This is a genomic window from Pararhizobium arenae (assembly GCF_001931685.1).
GTDB classification, from domain to species: domain Bacteria; phylum Pseudomonadota; class Alphaproteobacteria; order Rhizobiales; family Rhizobiaceae; genus Pararhizobium; species Pararhizobium arenae.
In genome coordinates this window covers 19,023-35,672 of sequence record NZ_MOOY01000001.1, presented here as the reverse complement: position 1 = coordinate 35,672, position 16,650 = coordinate 19,023, and the positions used below count along the sequence as shown (strand labels likewise).

Genomic DNA, 16,650 nt, shown 5'->3' with positions numbered 1-16,650 from the left:
GGTTCCGGCCACAGCTGGCCGCTGTCACCATGGCCGGGTCGGCGATGGTGACCCTTGCCGTGTTCCTGTCCGGCTTCGTCATTTCCGAGCCCGCCCCTTACGAACTTTTCCTCGTCGGCCTCATCGGTCTCTGGGCGCTTTTTGGCCTCAAGATATCGCGCCACGTCGCGCCGCTTCTGGCGCTGCTGATCCTGTTCATGACCGGCGGCATCATATCCCTCGTGACTATGGCGGACCTCGAAACCGGGCCGATGTACATGGCCGTGTCCGGTTTCCTTGCCCTATCCTCCGTGTTTTTCGCCGCCATCATCGAGGCCCGGCACGACCGGCTGAAGCTCATCTTCAATGCCTGGGTGGCGGCCGGCGTCATCACAGCCCTTCTCGGCATCCTCGGCTATTTCGGTGCCATTCCGGGCGGCGAGAATTTCACGCTCTACGATCGCGCCAAGGGCGCATTCCAGGACCCCAACGTCTTCGGTCCCTTCCTCGTCGCCCCGTCGCTCTACCTCATCCACGGGCTGCTGACGGACAGGCTGTCGCGTGCGCCGTTGAAGGCGCTGGGCATCCTGATCATGGCCTTCGGGCTTTTCCTGTCTTTCTCCCGCGCGGCCTGGGCGCTCTATCTTTTCTGCGCCTGCGCCCTTGTCCTGGTCATGCTGCTCAAGGAGCGAACCGGAGCGTTCCGGCTCAAGATCCTGACCCTTACGCTCAGCGGCGCCATCCTCATGGTCGCGACGCTCGTCGTCGCGCTCCAGATTCCGCAGGTGGCCGACCTGTTCTCCAGCCGCACCCAGCTCGTGCAGGACTATGACGGCGGCCACCTCGGACGCTTCGAGCGCCACCGCATCGGCTTTCTGATGTCGATGGAAAAGCCGCTCGGTATCGGACCGATGGTGTTCAGCACGATGTTTCCCGAGGACGAGCACAATATCTGGCTGAAGAGCCTCACCTCCTACGGCTGGCTCGGCTTCGTCTGCTACGTCGTCCTCATATGCTGGACCCTCAGCATCGGCTTCCGCTTCCTGCTCCTCGACAGGCCCTGGCAGCCGGCGCTGATGATTTCCTGGATCGTCCTCATCGGACACACCGCCATCGGCAACGTCATCGACACCGATCACTGGCGCCACTTCTACCTGCTGCTCGGCATCGTCTGGGGCTGCGGCGCGCTGGAAATGCGCTACCGCGCCAGCAGAGGCTGGCCTGCACCCGCGCCCCGCCAAGACGGGCGAAAAGGATACCCGACATGAACGTCTACAACCCAAACGCCCTCCAGACCGCTCCCTTGCGCCTGCTCGAGGTGCTGGAGCCCAGCGGCGGCGGTTCCGGCCGCCACATGCTGGATCTCTGCCGCGGCATGGTGGCGCGCGGACATCATGTGGAGGCCGTCTATTCGCCGCTGCGAGCCGAGGAAAGCTTTATCCGGGAACTGCGCGGACTCGGGCTTGCGGCGGTGCATTCCGTCGATATGACCCGCTCTCCCGGCCTTTCCGATATTGCCTCCCACCGGGCGCTGCGCAACATTATCGGCCACGATCGCTTCGATGTGATCCACGGCCACAGCTCGAAAGCCGGCGCGCTCATACGCCTGCGCCTGCCTGGCGCCCATATCCCGCGCGTCTATACGCCCCACGCATTCCGCACGATGGACCCGAGCCTTGGAAAGCTTGGCCGCCTTGTCTATGGCAGTATAGAAACCCTGCTTGCTCGCCATTTAACCGACCGGCTGATCTGCGTTTCCGAAGATGAATTCCGCCATGCCGTTGCCCTCGGCATGCCCGCCGAAAAACTCTCGGTCGTCGTCAACGGCGCTTCCCCTCCCCCTTTGGCGATGGCCGACACCGTACGCGCCAGCTTCGGCATTCCGGCCGATGCCTTCGTCTTCGGCTTCATCGGCCGCCTCTCGGCCCAGAAGGCGCCCCTTCGTCTCGTCGAAGCGTTTCGCGCGCTCGCATCACGGCGCCCCGACGCGCATCTGCTGATGGTCGGCAGCGGCGAGCTTGAGGACGTCGTCAAGAACGCGATCGCCGAGAGCGGCCTTTCCGATCGCATGCACCTGACCAAAGCCTTCACCGGCCCGCAGGCCGTCGGCGCCTTCGATCTCCTCGTCATGCCGAGCCTCTATGAGGCCATGTCCTATGTGATGCTGGAAGGCGCGGCGGCCGGTAAGCCGATCCTGTGCACGGCCATCGGCGGCGCGACGACCGTGGTGGAAGACGGCCGCAATGGCCGCATCATCGCCAATGACGGCGATATCACAAAGCTTGCTGCAGCGATGCTCGAATGCGCGACCCCGGAACGCCACGCGGTCCTCTCCGCCGAAGCGCAGCGCCTCGCCACACGCTACTCACTGGACGTGATGCTCGATCTTACGGAAAGCCTTTATCTGCGCATGGCCGGCCGTCCGCAACCGACAGATGCCGGGGAGACCCTGTTTGCGGCCGGAAAGCCCTTCGCGCCGATATCGCGGACGTCGATCTGAAGCAGATTGTGTGAACGTTGGCGGATGCGTCAGCACCAGGGCTTGGCCGCGTCCTTGGGCGCATGCGCCAGTCCCTCGGCGATCAGCCGGTCGCTTGCGAGGCTTCCATCGCTCAAGACGACGTGCATCTGCCCGCCACTCGTGCCGTTTACCGCCAGCAGCTTGAACTCGCCGGCATTCAGTATCTCCCGCAAACGCCGTTTGGCCTGCGATCCCCGCTCGCGTTCGGCATCGCATTTCGCCTTTTTCATTTGCGGCAGCGAAACGTCCGCAAGAGCGATCTTCTGCCCTTTAAGCCAGAAGTGCCCGCCATCGACCACGCAATTGGTTTTCTGGTCCGTGCAGAAATAGAAGGGGCCTTTCGCGCCGGCCTGAAGCGCAACGGGCTGTATCGTCGGAATATCCTGCGGCGGCATCAGGCCCGCAGGCGACGGCTTCCGGCTTGCACGCGCCTCCTCTTCCACGGGACGCGGCCCGGGGGCCGGGATGGCCGCCGTATGGGATACGCCCTCGCGCTTCTTAAGGTCTTTCGATGCTATCTGGTTTGATACCGCATGGAGGCTTTGTGGCCGCAACCAGCCGCGAACCGTCGACAGATTGTCATAGGCACTGATTCCCGCCACGATCAGCAGCCCGGACAGGTACCAAGGCCACATAGCGCCCTTGGGCGCAGACCTGGATTTCCGCCGGGTCGTTCCCTTGCCTGCCTTGCGTCCCGCACTTTTCCTGCTCATGCCGTTCCGTCCCGATTTGACCGGGGCCATTATCGGCGGCAGGTATTGCCGAAAGGTTTTCACACAGCACAACAGCACCCGAAAGGCACGGCTATCCATCGCCTCGAAAGCGTGAAAACGGTAGCGACAATGTTGTGAAAGACGGCAGGGCCAAAGGAGAAAATGGTCGGAGCGGCGGGATTCGAACCCACGACCCCTTGACCCCCAGTCAAGTGCGCTACCGGGCTGCGCTACGCTCCGAACCGTGGAAAGCCCTATAGTCTCGACCGGTTACTGGCAAGTGGTAATTTCGCCAATCGACGAGAAATCGGCGGAAAACAGAGGTGGGACAGCACGCCGGAATCAACGCACCTGATCGAGCAGCCGCTTGCATTCCAGAAGATCGTACAGCGCCTCCTGCAGCAGAGCGCGGTCTTCCTTTCCCACAGAGGTCTTGCCGACGGACACTTCGGGCACGTCGTCATTGCCGCCAACGAAGGAGAAGAACCGGCGGCTCGCCGGCGCCTTGGCGCGTCCGACGATCTGGTCCTCGTCGGGATTGAGCAGCTTCGGCTGAGCAGGCTCTTCCACGCTTGCGGCGGCCAGTGCCTCGACCGTCGCCAGATCGCCGCTGGCGATCGCCGCGACGAACTTGTTGCCGTTGGCCTTCAGCAGCTTCTGCACGCCCTTGATGGTATAGCCATGGTCATAGAGCAGATGTCGAATGCCCTTCAGCAGATCGACATCCTCGGGCCGGTAATAACGCCGACCACCGCCGCGCTTCATCGGCCTTATCTGCTGGAATCGCGTTTCCCAGAAACGAAGCACATGCTGCGGCAGATCCAGGTCGTCAGCGACCTCGCTGATGGTGCGAAACGCATCTGGGCTCTTGTCCATGTCTTCCCCGAACTCGCATTGTAAACGCGGCAATACAGAAGCTTGCCAATGGAGCTTTACGTCTCGGTCCGCACGGCGCGCGACACATAAGAGACTCACCGGCGCTTTGGACGCCGGATTCAATGATTACACGAATCCTGTGCAATTCAACGGCTTATAACGCCGCTTTCAACCACTTTTAGGGAGTTTCTTGAAGGCTCAGCTGGCGGGCGCCTGCGGCTTTTGCTTCGCCTTGCGCGAAAGATGCGATTTCAAAACCCGCTGCTTGAGCACGTTCGAGGCCTTGAAGGTCATGACGCGGCGTGGCGAAATCGGCACTTCCTCGCCGGTCTTTGGATTTCGGCCGATACGCTCGTTCTTGTCGCGCACCTGGAAGGTGGCAAAGGAAGAGAGCTTGACGCTCTCGCCACGCACGATTGCATTGCAGATCTCGTCGATGACGGTCTCGACCAGTTCCGCCGATTCGGTCCGAGACAAGCCAACCTTTCGGAAAACCGATTCAGCCAAGTCTGCGCGTGTTACCGTTTTTCCGCTCATCTTTCCCCACCGATTTTTCTTGAATATCGATCAGCGCAGGGAAGACTATTGCCCTTGTCCATTCCGGTCAAGCGTTTGCGCTGTATCGTGATTTTCTTTACCAGCGCAGCAGCACCGAACCCCAGGTAAACCCGCCGCCCATCGCTTCCAGGAGAACAAGATCGCCCTCCTTGATGCGACCGTCGGACGCTGCTTCGTTGAGCGCGAGCGGTATGGAGGCGGCCGAGGTGTTGCCGTGGATGTCCACGGTCACGACAACCTTTTCGAGTGGAATGCCGAGCTTCTTCGCCGAGCCGTCGATGATTCGACGGTTTGCCTGATGCGGCACCAGCCAGTCGAGATCGTCGGCTGTCGTGCCGGTCGCTTCAAAGGCGGCCTCGATGACGTCCGTGATCATGCCGACGGCATGTTTGAAGACCTCTCGGCCTTCCATCTTCAGATGCCCGACCGTACCCGTCGTCGAAGGGCCGCCATCGACATAAAGCTTTTCCTTGTGGGCGCCGTCGGAACGCAGTTTTGTGGTCAGCACGCCGCGATCCGCGTTGGTGCCTTCCGTTTCCTGCGCCTCCAGCACGATCGCGCCGGCCCCGTCGCCGAAAAGCACGCACGTCGTTCGATCGCTCCAGTCGAGAATGCGCGAGAAGGTTTCCGCGCCGATCACGAGCACGCGCCTGGCGAGGCCACCGCGGATATAGGCATCCGCCGTGGTCACCGCGTAGATGAAGCCCGAACAAACAGCCTGCACGTCAAAGGCCGCGCCATGGTGCATGCCAAGCCGATTCTGGATGTTGACGGCCGTTGCCGGAAAGGTGTTGTCGGGGGTCGAGGTCGCAAGGATGATCAGGTCGATATCGGCCGGCGTCAGCTTTGCGCGTTCAAGGGCGGCCCGCGCCGCCGCCTCGCCCAGCGAAGCCGTGGTTTCGCCCTCACCGGCAATATAGCGCTGGCGGATACCGGTCCGCTGCACGATCCATTCGTCGGACGTGTCGACCTTCTCCTCCATCTCACGGTTGGTCACCACCCGCTTCGGAAGGGAAGCTCCGAAGCCGCGTACCACTGAACGGATCATTTTCGTCAAACCTCACCTGCCGTGCCATTGACGGCGGCGGCGCTCGCCTGCGGCATGGCATGATATCTTTGCAAATCAGTCTCGATCTTGGTCTTGAGACCATTCCGGACCATATCATAGCCGACATCGATCGCTGCGGCGAACCCTTCGGCATCCGTGCCGCCATGGCTCTTGATGACGATGCCGTTCAGACCCAGGAAAACGCCGCCGTTGACCTTGCGCGGGTCCATCTTCTCGCGCAGCCGGTCGAAGGCGCCCTTGGCGAAGATGTAGCCGATCTTGGCCATCAGCGTGCGCGACATCGCCGCCTTCAGATATTCCGCGATCTGGCGGGCCGTCCCCTCGGCCGTCTTCAGCGCGATGTTGCCGGCGAAGCCTTCGGTCACCACGACATCCACCGTTCCCCGGCCGATATCGTCGCCTTCGACGAAACCGTAGTAATCGATGCCTTCGGGCGCAGCCTCGCGAATGAGACGGCCGGCCTCCTTGACCTCTTCCTGACCCTTGACCTCTTCGACCCCGACATTCAGCAGGCCAAGCGTCGGACGCTCGATCTCGAACAGGGCGCGGGCCATGGCGCCGCCCATGAGGGCAAAATCCATCAACTGCTGCGCATCGGCTCCGATCGTCGCGCCGACATCGAGCACGATGCTTTCGCCCTTCAGCGTCGGCCAGATGCCGGCGATCGCCGGACGCTGGATGCCCGCCATGGTGCGCAGGCAGAAGACCGACATCGCCATCAGCGCGCCGGTGTTGCCGGCGGAGACGACGACATCCGCCTGGTCGCTGTTGATCGCATCGATCGCCTGCCACATCGAGGACTTGCCACGGCCGCGGCGCAGGGCCTGGCTCGGCTTCTCGTCCATGGCGATTGCGATTTCGGTCGCATGGAAGCTGCTGGCAGCCTTCAGCTTGGGATACTTGTCGAGCAGCGGCCGGCATTGGGCTTCGTCGCCAAACAGCACGAACCGGATATCCGGATGACGCTCCAGCGCCCTGGCGGCGCCGGGAATGACGACCTGGGGACCGAAGTCACCGCCCATCACATCAAGAGAAATTCTGACCACGCGAGTCTTTTCCTTTTTTCCCTGCAGCGCAGCCTGCTTCATTCAGGCACGATGCGCGGCGATGGAAACACATAATTTTCACGACGATGGAGACGCTTCGCGTCGTGTCGCAGCGGTCGACCCAGCGGGCGGAATTTTGGCCAAAATACCGTTTTTCCCTCTGCTGACAACCGATTTTCTATGGCGACATGCCCCGGATTCAGTCCTTTTTCCAATCCTTGAGGGCTGCAAAGGGGTTTGGACGCTTGTCGTCCTTTGCGGTGCTTTCGATACGTTCGCCGAAGGCCGCGCCGGGTTTGCGCGGATAAGGATCGATCGCAAGCGCCACCTGCTCACTCACCACTTCGCCGACATCGATGGTGTCACCGGTAAAGACATCGGGAATATCCGGCCCGTCCGGGTCAAGGACCATCTCGCCTGTGTCATTGGCGGCGATCCGGGCAAGGCGCGAGCCTTCCGGCACGAAAATGGATTCGATCTCTTCTTCGATCGACGATTCGACCGGTTCGAGCGTCACGACACAGGCCTGCACGATCTTTGCCCGTACCATGCCTTTGATCCTAACGCCGTCCTTCTTCCAGCGGGCAACCTGCAGGTCGGCGTCGAGCGATTGAACCTCAAGGATATTCCATTGCGCCGCCAGCGCCGCGCGCTCGGTCGCATTGGCCTCAACGCGGATCGCGACGGCGTTCGCGGAGATATGCCCGACCTTCACGGGAAAGGCGAAAGCCGGCTTGTCTTCATGCTTCATCGATGTTCCCTCCTGCCGCAAGCCGCTGCCTGCGACGGAATATGTCTGCTCACGCTTGCGGAGCGGGTAGTTTCAACGTGCCGGTTTCTACGATGTCTTCCCCCAGGCCTGCAAGCTCTGCCTCGGCGAGCAGCAGATAGGAAGCCAAGCCGGCCATTGTAAGACTGGGGTCGTCGTTCTTGGGATGGAAGTTGCGCTTAAGGGCGGCGGCAAGCTCCTCCGCATCCTTTTTCTCCATGGCGGCGGCGTAGCTTTCCAGCCGCCCGTAGAACATGGAGGCAAACTTCTTCATGCGCTTGGGAACGGCGACATCGCCCACGCCGAGCTCGCGGATCGAATGATCGACGTCCTCGAAAAAGGCATCGACGATCTCCTGCGCGATCTCTTGGCCCGACCGCGCCGACGAGCGCGTTCTACGGAAATAAACGATCAACACGGCGGACAGCATCTCGAAACGGCCCATGACCGTATCGGGAACGTCAAGATCCGTGTAGAAGAATGGCTGCCGGGCCGCGGCCGTCAAAATTGCATATTGGCGCTCTACGATCGCCGCATTGCTGTTTTTTCTGCCGAACAGTCGGAAAATCATCATAAAGCCCAAGTTTGCCTGCTTCAAAATGCGCCAGCCCGCTCCAGCGGTTGTTGCATGATCATCGAAGCTGGTTTACCGAAGCAGGCACGAAAAGCAATGGCGCATCCGCCGGCGTTCTATTGAGGGATATGTCGTTGACGAAACGGTACTTCAGGTCGGATATGAAATTCGCAGGCAAAGTCGTATTTTCACTCGCCCTCTCCGCAACGGTGCTGACGGGCTGCAAGACCGCTTCAGACTTGGGGCTGGGCACCGGTGAAGTGCTGCACCAGGGCTACGTCGTCGATCAGGAAACCCTGGCGCTTGCGCCGGTCGGCTCAAGCCGCGAACAGGTTCTGCTGTCGCTGGGCACGCCGTCGACGACGGCAACCTTCGACAACGAGGTGTTTTACTACATCTCCCAGAAGCGGACCCGCGCTGTCGCCTTCATGAAGCCCAAGCTGGTCGAGCAGAGCGTGCTCGCCGTCTACTTCGACAAGGACGGCGTAGTATCCCAGCTTGCCAACTACTCGCTTCAGGACGGCAAGGTCTTCGACACGATCTCGCGCACGACGCCGACCGGCGGCAAGGAAATGACGTTCCTCGCCCAGCTGCTCAGCGGCAACGGCATCGGCAAGAGCGCGGCGCGTTCGATCTTCTCGGATGGATCCGACTACGGCAAATAGTCGGAACGATCGCAGTTCCCAAAAGAAACCGCGAGGCGAAAGCCCCGCGGTTTTTTTATAAGTCGGACTCGCTTTTATCCCGCCAAGATCGCCAGCAGCAGCAGCGCCACGATGTTGGTGATCTTGATCGCGGGATTGACAGCAGGGCCCGCGGTGTCCTTGTAAGGATCGCCTACCGTGTCGCCGGTCACCGAGGCCTTGTGCGCATCGGAGCCCTTCAGGTGCTTCTGGCCGTCCTTGTCGACAAAACCGTCTTCGAAGCTCTTCTTGGCATTGTCCCAGGCGCCACCGCCGGACGTCATCGAGATCGCCACGAACAGGCCGTTGACGATGACGCCGAGCAGCGAAGCGCCGAGCGCGGCGAAGGCCGAAGCCTTGGAGCCTGAAATCGCCAGCACGCCGAAATAGACGACGATCGGGGCAAGAACCGGCAAGAGCGACGGAATGATCATTTCCCGGATCGCTGCCTTGGTCAGCATGTCCACCGCGCGACCATAATCCGGGCGGTCCGTGCCGGCCATGATGCCTGGTTTTTCCCGGAACTGACGACGGACCTCCTCCACGACCGAGCTTGCGGCGCGGCCGACGGCGGTCATTGCGATACCGCCGAAGAGATACGGGATGAGACCGCCGAAGATCAGGCCGGCGACGACGTAGGGGTTGGAGAGATCGAACGAGATCGCACCGATATCGGCGAAATAAGGGTATTTGTCGCCATTGGCGGCGAAGTATCGCAGATCGTTGGAGTAGGCTGCGAAGAGAACCAGCGCACCGAGGCCGGCGGAACCAATCGCATAACCTTTGGTCACGGCCTTGGTGGTGTTGCCAACGGCATCGAGCGCGTCCGTGGACTTGCGCACTTCCGGCGGCAGGTGGGACATTTCAGCGATGCCCCCGGCATTGTCCGTCACCGGCCCAAAGGCATCGAGCGCCACGATCATGCCGGCAATGCCGAGCATGGCGGTGACCGCGATACCGGTGCCGAACAGCCCGCCGAGTTGATAGGTGGCAATGATGCCGCCGACAATGACGATGGCCGGCAGCGCCGTCGATTCCAGAGAGACCGCAAGGCCCTGGATGACGTTGGTGCCGTGGCCGCTGACCGAGGCCTGGGCGATCGAATTGACCGGACGCTTGTTGGTGCCGGTGTAGTATTCGGTGATCACCACGATCAGCGCTGTGACGATCAGGCCGAGAACGCCGCAGATGAACAGGTTGGTGCCGGTGATATCCTTGCCTTCAACGGCGCCGATCGAGCCCCAGCCGATTGTCAGGGAGGTTGCCGCTCCGAGGCCGACGATCGAGAGAACGCCCGTGACGATGAGCCCTTTGTAAAGCGCGCCCATGATCGAGCCGTTCGACCCGAGCTTTACGAAGAAGGCGCCGATGATGGAGGTGATGATGCAGGCTCCGCAGATGGCGAGCGGATAGACCATCACGGTCGCAAGCCCCGCACTGCCGGCAAAGAAGATTGCGGCCAGAACCATGGTCGCGACGATCGAGACGGCGTAGGTCTCGAACAGGTCGGCCGCCATGCCGGCGCAGTCGCCGACGTTGTCGCCGACGTTATCGGCGATGGTCGCGGGGTTACGGGGGTCGTCTTCGGGAATGCCGGCCTCCACCTTGCCGACGAGGTCGCCGCCGACGTCGGCGCCCTTGGTGAAGATACCGCCGCCGAGGCGGGCGAAGATCGAGATGAGAGAAGCGCCGAAGCCGAGCGAAACAAGCGCATCGATGACTTCGCGCGAGCCGGGCTCATGACCCATGCCGGATGTCAGGATAAGGTAATAGATCGCAACCCCGAGCAAGGCGAGGCCGGCCACCAGCATGCCGGTGATGGCGCCGGACTTGAAGGCGATATCGAGACCGGAAGACAGGCTGACGGACGCCGCCTGGGCTGTCCGCACATTGGCGCGAACCGAGACGTGCATGCCGATGAAGCCCGCAGCACCCGAAAGCACGGCGCCGATCAGGAAGCCGATCGCGGCCGTCGCCGAAAGCAGAACCCACGCGCCGATGAAAACGACGACGCCGACAATGGCGATGGTCTTGTATTGCCGTGTGAGATAGGCCTGCGCCCCCTCGCGGATGAAGCCCGCGATCTCCTGCATGCGGGCATTGCCCTGGTCGGCGGCCAGCACCGACCGGGTCGCCCAGATGGCATAGACCACCGACAGCAACCCGCATGCGATTACGCCCAGAAGTATGCTCATTTCGCTCTTTCCTCCGTTGCGAACCTGCGGGCTCACTCCGTTCCGCAGGGCTGAGAGCATAGGGTGACGGATGGCCACGATCGCTCCCTCTCCTCTCCAAAGCATCCGCGGCCATTCAAGTGTCACCACTGGAAAGCGGGATACTTTGGACTTGCAGCCTCCCGATGCCTCCTCAAGCCTGAGGGAAGATGCGGGGCCAGAGTGATGGGACGAATCGGTATCGTCAAGCCGCCAAAACCGAAAAAACCTACGTTTTCCGGTATGTTGGCAGCCACTTACGGGCGAATTTGCACGTCTTTTGTATGAAAACTTATGCCGGGCGACGTTTTTCGCGCAGAAACAGCGCAAAAAGCAGGAACAGGCAAAGTATGGTCAGCGGCCAGACGGCCGCGTTCAGCATGTCCCAGCCATAGGCCGTCAGAACCTTGCCCGAGCCGAAGGAGGCAAGCGCGACCGCGCTGAACAGGATGATGTCGTGAAAACCCTGCACTTTGTCCGCCTCATGAGGACGGTAGCTCGAGGCCACGATTGCCGTCGCCCCGATGAAACCGAAATTCCAGCCGAGACCAAGCAGGATCAGCGCGCCCCAGAAATTCCAGAGCGCAATTCCGGCATGGGCAACGAGCGCACAGGCCATCAGAATAAACAATCCGGCAGCGACGACCCTCTCCGCCCCGAACCGGCTGACGAGCATACCGGTGAAGAAACTCGGCACGAACATGGCCAGCACATGCCACTGGATGCCCAGCGTCGCCATGTCCTGCGGAAAGTCGCAGCCAACGACCATGGCGATCGGCGCCCCGGTCATCATGAAGGTCATCAGCGCATAGGTGGAAATGCCGCAGACCATGCCGGTGATGAAACGCTGGGTCATGACGATTTCGCGCAGGGGCCGCGTCGGCAGCGTCGCGCTGGCGGTCACCGCCGGCCGCTGATCGGGCAAACGAAGCAAGGCGAGAAACAGAATGGCGAGAAGCGCAAGCGGGATGACGGCCAGGAACGCACCGGCAAAAAAGATCGGCGCCAGCATGTCCCGCGTCTGGATCACCAGTTGTGGCCCGAGCACCGCCGAAACCATGCCCCCCGCCAAGATCCAGGAAATTGCCCGTGGTTTGTAGAAGCTTGGCGACGCATCGGCGGCTGCGAAACGAAGTTTCTGCGTGAAGCCGCCGGAAAGCCCGATCACCAGAAGGCTCACAGCAAAGAGCCAAAAATCCAAGATATAAAGCGCGTAGGCAGCAAGGATACCGCCGCCGGCACCCAGCAGCGCACCGATGACAAAGGCCATCCTGCGTCCGAGATGGCGCGAGAGCACAGCCACGAAAATCGCCCCGAAGGCAACGCCGATGTTGAAGCCCGTCAGCGGCGCCGTCGCCAGCGATTTGTCCGCTCCAAGCATCTGGTAGCCGGCGACACCGCCGACCGAAAAGACGATCGGTCCCATGGTGCCGAGCACGGCTTGAGCTGCTGTGAGCAGATAGACGTTGCGGCGTGCGGCGTGCAGCGAGATGTCCGTCCCCTGCACATTGCCGCTCGCTGCTACCATAAGCTAACCCTTCAAGCCTTCACGTCCGTACGGATCTGGCGGGCGATGCGGTCGAGGATGGCATTGACCAGCTTCGGCTCGTCTTCTTCGAAGAAGGCGCGGGCGATCTCGACATACTCCGTGACGATGACGGCCACCGGAACGTCCTTGCGCTCGACAAGCTCGAAAGTTCCCGCGCGCAGGATGGCGCGCACGGTGCTGTCGAGACGCGACAGCGCCCAGTCGTCCTGCAGCGCCGTACCGATCAGGGGATCGAGCTTGCGCTGGTCGCGCACGACACCCGAAACGATGGAACGGAACCACGAGGCGTCGGCCTTCAGATAGGTGTCGCCGTCGAGTTCCTGTCCGAGGCGATGCGCCTCGTATTCGGCCACGATTTCGAGAACGCCGGTGCCGCCGACATCCATCTGGTAGAGCGCCTGAACGGCAGCGAGACGGGCTGCGCCGCGCTGGTTGGCCTGCTTGAGCGGGCGCGGTTCGGAAGGAGTATCAGTCACCGTAGCCGCCCAGCTTCTTCTTGAGGTCGATCATGGTGAGGGCTGCGCGGGCAGCGAAGCCGCCCTTGTCGCCTTCGGTCTTGCGGGCGCGGGCCCAGGCCTGTTCGTCATTCTCGACGGTCAGGATGCCGTTGCCGATCGCAAGGCTCTCGCTGACGGAAAGATCCATCAGGGCGCGGGAGGATTCGTTGGAGACGATATCAAAGTGATAGGTCTCGCCACGGATGACCATGCCGAGCGCGACGAAGCCGTCGTAGTCGGTGCCGCCATTGTCGGCGCCATCGAGCGCCATGGCGATCGCAGCGGGAATTTCGAGCGCACCGGGAACGGTGACGACATCATAGGTCGCGCCGGCGTCCTTCAGCGCGGATGTCGCGCCATCGAGCATCGCGTCGGCCATGTCGTCATAGAAGCGCGCTTCCACAATCAGGATATGTGGGTTCGAGGTATCGGACATTGTCTCACCTGTCAGAAAATCGCGGCCGATCCTTACCGGCCAGGGTGGCCGGTCAAACCACGGCGGGCCCGCAATGGCAAGTGTTTTTCGAAGAACGCTGCGTCCACCGCCACGCATAGCCGCTCGTCGCTTCGCAATCCGGCCGGCTGGCACCGTTTTGCAAAACGATCATTCCTCTGCGATGGTGCGGACAAAAATGGAGGAAACATGACCACACAACCGAGCTTTCCCGTCGTCACCTTGTCCGATCTCGTGCTTGAGCATTGGAGCGAGGGCAGCTTCTTCGAGTCCCGCGATACGGCCTTCGGCGCCCTGCTTGGCCTCACAGACCTTGGCATCGGCTACGGCGAAGTACCGCCCGGCAAATCCGCCTGTCCCTTCCACAATCACCATATCGAAGACGAGCTTTTCGTCATTCTGGAGGGTGAGGCCGAGTACCGTTTCGGACCCGAACGTCGTGCCGTGAAGGCCGGCGATGTGCTCGGCGCACCTGCCGGCGGACAGGACACGGCGCACCAGATCATCAACACCGGCCTGGCGACGCTGAAATATCTCTCCATCTCCACGAAAGCCAAGGCTGAAATCGTGGAATATCCCGATTCCGGCAAGTTCCTCGCCCAATCGGTCGCCACTGACAGAAAAGCGGTTTTCCGCTTCCTCGGCCGCCAGCCCTCCACAGCGGAGTATTGGGACGGCGAGCCGGGTATCGGAGAGACAAAAGCGGAATAATCATGCAGCAAGTCCCCACCATAGAGACCGACCGCCTTCGCCTGCGCCCCTATCGCCGAACGGATTTCGATCATTACGCCGCTTTGTTCGCCGATCCCAACGTCACGCGCTTCATCGGCGGCGTGCCGTTCTCGCGCGAGCAGTCCTGGACGCGCTTTCTCCGTCAGGTCGGCATGTGGCACTATTTCGGCTTCGGCTTTCTGGCCTTGCAGGAAAAGGAAACGGGGCAGCTGATCGGCGAGGCCGGTTTTCACGACCTGCACCGCGTCATCACGCCTTCGCTCGAAGGCAAGATGGAAACCGGCTGGGCGTTGTCGCCTGCGGCCCACGGCAAGGGCTACGCGACGGAAGCCGTCAGCGCCATGCTGCGCTGGGGAGACCAGTATCACCCCAGCCTGAAGAAGACCTGCATCATCGATACCGAAAACGTGGCGTCCATTCGCGTTGCGACGAAACTTCGCTTCCATGAAGTGCGCCGCACGACCTATCACGGCGCCAACGTCATCATTTTCGAAAGATGAGAATAGCTGCGCGAGGCACTTAAGGCGCCTCGCGCAGATCACTGATCAGGCATCGACCGCCTTCGGTGCGGGGAACTCCCCCAGCCTTGCAGCGTACCGCGCCATGGTATCGACCTCGAAATTCACGAGGTCGCCGGCTTTTCTCTCGCCCCATGTCGTCACCTCCAGCGAATGGCGGATCAAGAGCACGTCGAACACGGCACCATCGACGGCATTGACCGTCAGCGACGTGCCATCGAGCGCAACCGAACCCTTGGGTGCCACGAAACGCGCCAGATGCTCCGGCGCCTTCAGCCGAAAGCGGGTCGCCTCGCCTTCCGCCTCGACGGAGAGGATCTCCGCCTTCCCATCGACATGGCCGGAAACCAGATGCCCGCCCAGCTCGTCGCCGATTTTCAGCGAGCGCTCCAGATTGATCTTCCGCTCTGTTTTCCAGTCGGCAATGGTCGTCAGGCGCAACGCTTCTTCCCAAGCCTCGACCTCGAACCAGCGTTCGTTCGAGCCCTCGTCCGGCAACGTCGTGACCGTCAGGCAGACGCCGGAACAGGCAATCGAGGCACCGATGTCGATGCCTTTGGGATCATAGGCGGTGCCTATCCGGAGCTTCACACCTTCATCGAGCGGAGTGACGGACTGGACGGTGCCGATATCGGTGACAATGCCGGTAAACATCAGGAGCTTCTTTCATATTCGTATTCGTCGAGAATATCGTTGCCGAAGGAATGGCTGGCACGGTGCACGAAGCCGACCGGCACGAGCTTGCGATCGATCGGCGAGGCAACGCCGCCCTCCCCGACCGTCACTGTGCTGGTAAACAACAGGATGCGATCGACAAGACCGGCATTCAGGAAAAGCTGCGCGGTCTTCGCTCCGCCCTCAACAAGCAAGGAGGATATGCCGCGCGTGGCGAGTGCTCCGAGCAAGTCCGAGAGATCATCCTGCTGGCAAACGAGAATTTCCACACCTTCCGCTTCCAGTGCGTCGCGCCGCGCCTTCTCGCTGAAGGTGGTGGCTTCCTCGTCGATCACGACGATCACCGGCACCTTGCGGGCGCTCTGCACGAGCTTGGACGTGACCGGCAGTTCCAGCTTGCGGTCGAGCACGATACGGATCGGGGACCGGTGCTCGAGCCCCGGCAGCCGGGTGGTGAGTTCGGGATCATCGGCAATTGCCGTACCGATGCCGATCAGGATCGCGTCGATCTCGGAGCGCAGGCGATGCACCTCGGCGCGGCTTTCCGGCCCTGTGATCGCAAGCTGCCCCTTGCCGGTCGCGCCGATCATGCCATCGGCGGAAACGGCGAGCTTCAGCGTCACGAAGGGCCGCCCTTCCCGCCGGTTCATAAGATAACCTTCCAGCGCCCGCTCGCCCTCACGCTCCAACAAACCCGTCTCGACGGTTATGCCGGCTTCGCGCAGCATCTCGATGCCGCGGCCGCTCACCCGCTCATCGGGATCGGTTACGGAAACAACAACCCGGGCCACGCCGGCGGCGATCAGGGCTTCCGCGCAGGGCGGCGTTTTGCCGTGGTGGGCGCAGGGTTCGAGCGTGACATAGGCGGTCGCGCCGCGGGCCAGTTCTCCGGCATCGGCCAGTGCCTGGGTTTCCGCATGCGGACGCCCGCCCACAGCCGTTACCGCGCGACCGACAATACGAGGACCATCGCCATCATCGCGAACGATGACGCAGCCGACCGAGGGATTGGACGCGGTCTGACCGAGATGCAGATGGCCGAGCGCCAGGGCTTCGCCCATGAAACGCTCATCGTCGCGGGTCCATTCGGTCATTTCTGCTAAGCTCCGCTACGGGTCGGGAACTGGGTGGGAGCAGTCATGTGAGGCTTTTACGCCTCTATTTCAAGATGTTCCGAGCAAGCAGCCTTACCCCCCTCTGCCCTGTCGGGCATCTCCCCTCAAG

The 16,650-nt window shown here is 61.8% G+C and carries 18 protein-coding genes and 1 tRNA gene; 5 read left to right on the top strand and 14 right to left on the bottom strand.

Features of this window, described 5'->3' with window-relative positions:
- Positions 1 to 29 precede the first annotated feature (29 nt).
- Complete coding sequence (locus BLX89_RS00180) at positions 30 to 1,247, top strand: O-antigen ligase family protein (protein ID WP_075289198.1); 1,218 nt, start codon at positions 30 to 32, stop codon at positions 1,245 to 1,247.
- Positions 1,244 to 2,479, top strand: coding sequence for a glycosyltransferase family 4 protein (locus BLX89_RS00175; RefSeq protein ID WP_075288656.1), 1,236 nt, complete (start codon positions 1,244 to 1,246; stop codon positions 2,477 to 2,479). Before BLX89_RS00180 ends, BLX89_RS00175 begins: the two co-directional genes overlap by 4 nt.
- A 29-nt stretch (positions 2,480 to 2,508) precedes the next feature.
- Here the strand turns inward: BLX89_RS00175 and BLX89_RS00170 are convergent, their stop codons facing one another.
- From BLX89_RS00170 to BLX89_RS00135, 8 genes are all read right to left on the bottom strand, one after another.
- Entirely contained in the window at positions 2,509 to 3,213 is a 705-nt protein-coding gene (locus tag BLX89_RS00170) for a hypothetical protein (protein WP_143523396.1), read from the bottom strand.
- 163 nt (positions 3,214 to 3,376) lie between these two features.
- Positions 3,377 to 3,453, bottom strand: a tRNA-Pro gene (locus BLX89_RS00165).
- Between the two features lie 102 nt (positions 3,454 to 3,555).
- Positions 3,556 to 4,089, bottom strand: coding sequence for a MerR family transcriptional regulator (locus BLX89_RS00160; RefSeq protein WP_075288654.1), 534 nt, complete (start codon positions 4,087 to 4,089; stop codon positions 3,556 to 3,558).
- 198 nt (positions 4,090 to 4,287) lie between these two features.
- Positions 4,288 to 4,626: an integration host factor subunit alpha gene (locus BLX89_RS00155; RefSeq protein WP_075288653.1), complete on the bottom strand. Its 339-nt coding sequence runs from the start codon at positions 4,624 to 4,626 to the stop codon at positions 4,288 to 4,290.
- A 97-nt stretch (positions 4,627 to 4,723) separates the two neighbouring features.
- Positions 4,724 to 5,695, bottom strand: coding sequence for a beta-ketoacyl-ACP synthase III (locus BLX89_RS00150; RefSeq protein WP_075288652.1), 972 nt, complete (start codon positions 5,693 to 5,695; stop codon positions 4,724 to 4,726).
- 5 nt (positions 5,696 to 5,700) lie between these two features.
- On the bottom strand, positions 5,701 to 6,762 hold the full coding sequence (plsX, locus tag BLX89_RS00145) for a phosphate acyltransferase PlsX (RefSeq protein WP_075289197.1): 1,062 nt from the start codon (positions 6,760 to 6,762) through the stop codon (positions 5,701 to 5,703).
- A 199-nt stretch (positions 6,763 to 6,961) separates the two neighbouring features.
- Positions 6,962 to 7,513 carry a YceD family protein gene (locus BLX89_RS00140; RefSeq protein ID WP_075288651.1) on the bottom strand — a complete coding sequence of 184 codons (552 nt, stop codon included), beginning with the start codon at positions 7,511 to 7,513 and terminating at the stop codon, positions 6,962 to 6,964.
- A 49-nt stretch (positions 7,514 to 7,562) separates the two neighbouring features.
- Positions 7,563 to 8,102 carry a ubiquinol-cytochrome C chaperone family protein gene (locus BLX89_RS00135; RefSeq protein WP_075289196.1) on the bottom strand — a complete coding sequence of 180 codons (540 nt, stop codon included), beginning with the start codon at positions 8,100 to 8,102 and terminating at the stop codon, positions 7,563 to 7,565.
- A 131-nt stretch (positions 8,103 to 8,233) separates the two neighbouring features.
- On the opposite strand from BLX89_RS00135, the gene BLX89_RS00130 reads away from it, so the two are divergent.
- The gene (locus BLX89_RS00130; protein ID WP_075288650.1) at positions 8,234 to 8,770 is read left to right on the top strand and encodes an outer membrane protein assembly factor BamE; all 537 of its coding nucleotides are present in this window, start codon (positions 8,234 to 8,236) and stop codon (positions 8,768 to 8,770) included.
- A gap of 74 nt (positions 8,771 to 8,844) precedes the next feature.
- Here BLX89_RS00130 and BLX89_RS00125 read toward each other — a convergent pair whose 3' ends face one another.
- From BLX89_RS00125 to ribH, 4 genes are all read right to left on the bottom strand, one after another.
- Positions 8,845 to 10,983, bottom strand: a complete 2,139-nt coding sequence (locus tag BLX89_RS00125; protein ID WP_075288649.1) for a sodium-translocating pyrophosphatase — start codon at positions 10,981 to 10,983, stop codon at positions 8,845 to 8,847.
- A 310-nt stretch (positions 10,984 to 11,293) separates the two neighbouring features.
- Entirely contained in the window at positions 11,294 to 12,529 is a 1,236-nt protein-coding gene (locus tag BLX89_RS00120; protein ID WP_075288648.1) for an MFS transporter, read from the bottom strand.
- An 11-nt stretch (positions 12,530 to 12,540) separates the two neighbouring features.
- Positions 12,541 to 13,026 (bottom strand): transcription antitermination factor NusB, encoded by a 486-nt coding sequence (gene nusB, locus BLX89_RS00115; RefSeq protein ID WP_075288647.1) that lies wholly within the window; start codon positions 13,024 to 13,026, stop codon positions 12,541 to 12,543.
- Positions 13,019 to 13,483 carry a 6,7-dimethyl-8-ribityllumazine synthase gene (gene ribH / locus BLX89_RS00110; RefSeq protein WP_075288646.1) on the bottom strand — a complete coding sequence of 155 codons (465 nt, stop codon included), beginning with the start codon at positions 13,481 to 13,483 and terminating at the stop codon, positions 13,019 to 13,021. The genes nusB and ribH overlap by 8 nt, the downstream gene beginning before the upstream one ends.
- 207 nt (positions 13,484 to 13,690) lie before the next feature.
- On the opposite strand from ribH, the gene BLX89_RS00105 reads away from it, so the two are divergent.
- Together BLX89_RS00105 and BLX89_RS00100 are read left to right on the top strand one after the other, a co-directional pair.
- A complete protein-coding gene (locus BLX89_RS00105) occupies positions 13,691 to 14,212 on the top strand; it encodes a cupin domain-containing protein (protein ID WP_075288645.1) in 522 nt (173 codons plus the stop codon).
- A 2-nt stretch (positions 14,213 to 14,214) separates the two neighbouring features.
- Positions 14,215 to 14,733, top strand: coding sequence for a GNAT family N-acetyltransferase (locus tag BLX89_RS00100; RefSeq protein WP_075288644.1), 519 nt, complete (start codon positions 14,215 to 14,217; stop codon positions 14,731 to 14,733).
- A gap of 45 nt (positions 14,734 to 14,778) precedes the next feature.
- Here BLX89_RS00100 and BLX89_RS00095 read toward each other — a convergent pair whose 3' ends face one another.
- On the bottom strand, positions 14,779 to 15,405 hold the full coding sequence (locus BLX89_RS00095) for a riboflavin synthase (protein ID WP_075288643.1): 627 nt from the start codon (positions 15,403 to 15,405) through the stop codon (positions 14,779 to 14,781).
- Positions 15,405 to 16,520 (bottom strand): bifunctional diaminohydroxyphosphoribosylaminopyrimidine deaminase/5-amino-6-(5-phosphoribosylamino)uracil reductase RibD, encoded by a 1,116-nt coding sequence (gene ribD / locus BLX89_RS00090; RefSeq protein WP_075288642.1) that lies wholly within the window; start codon positions 16,518 to 16,520, stop codon positions 15,405 to 15,407. Before ribD ends, BLX89_RS00095 begins: the two co-directional genes overlap by 1 nt.
- Positions 16,521 to 16,650: the final 130 nt, after the last annotated feature.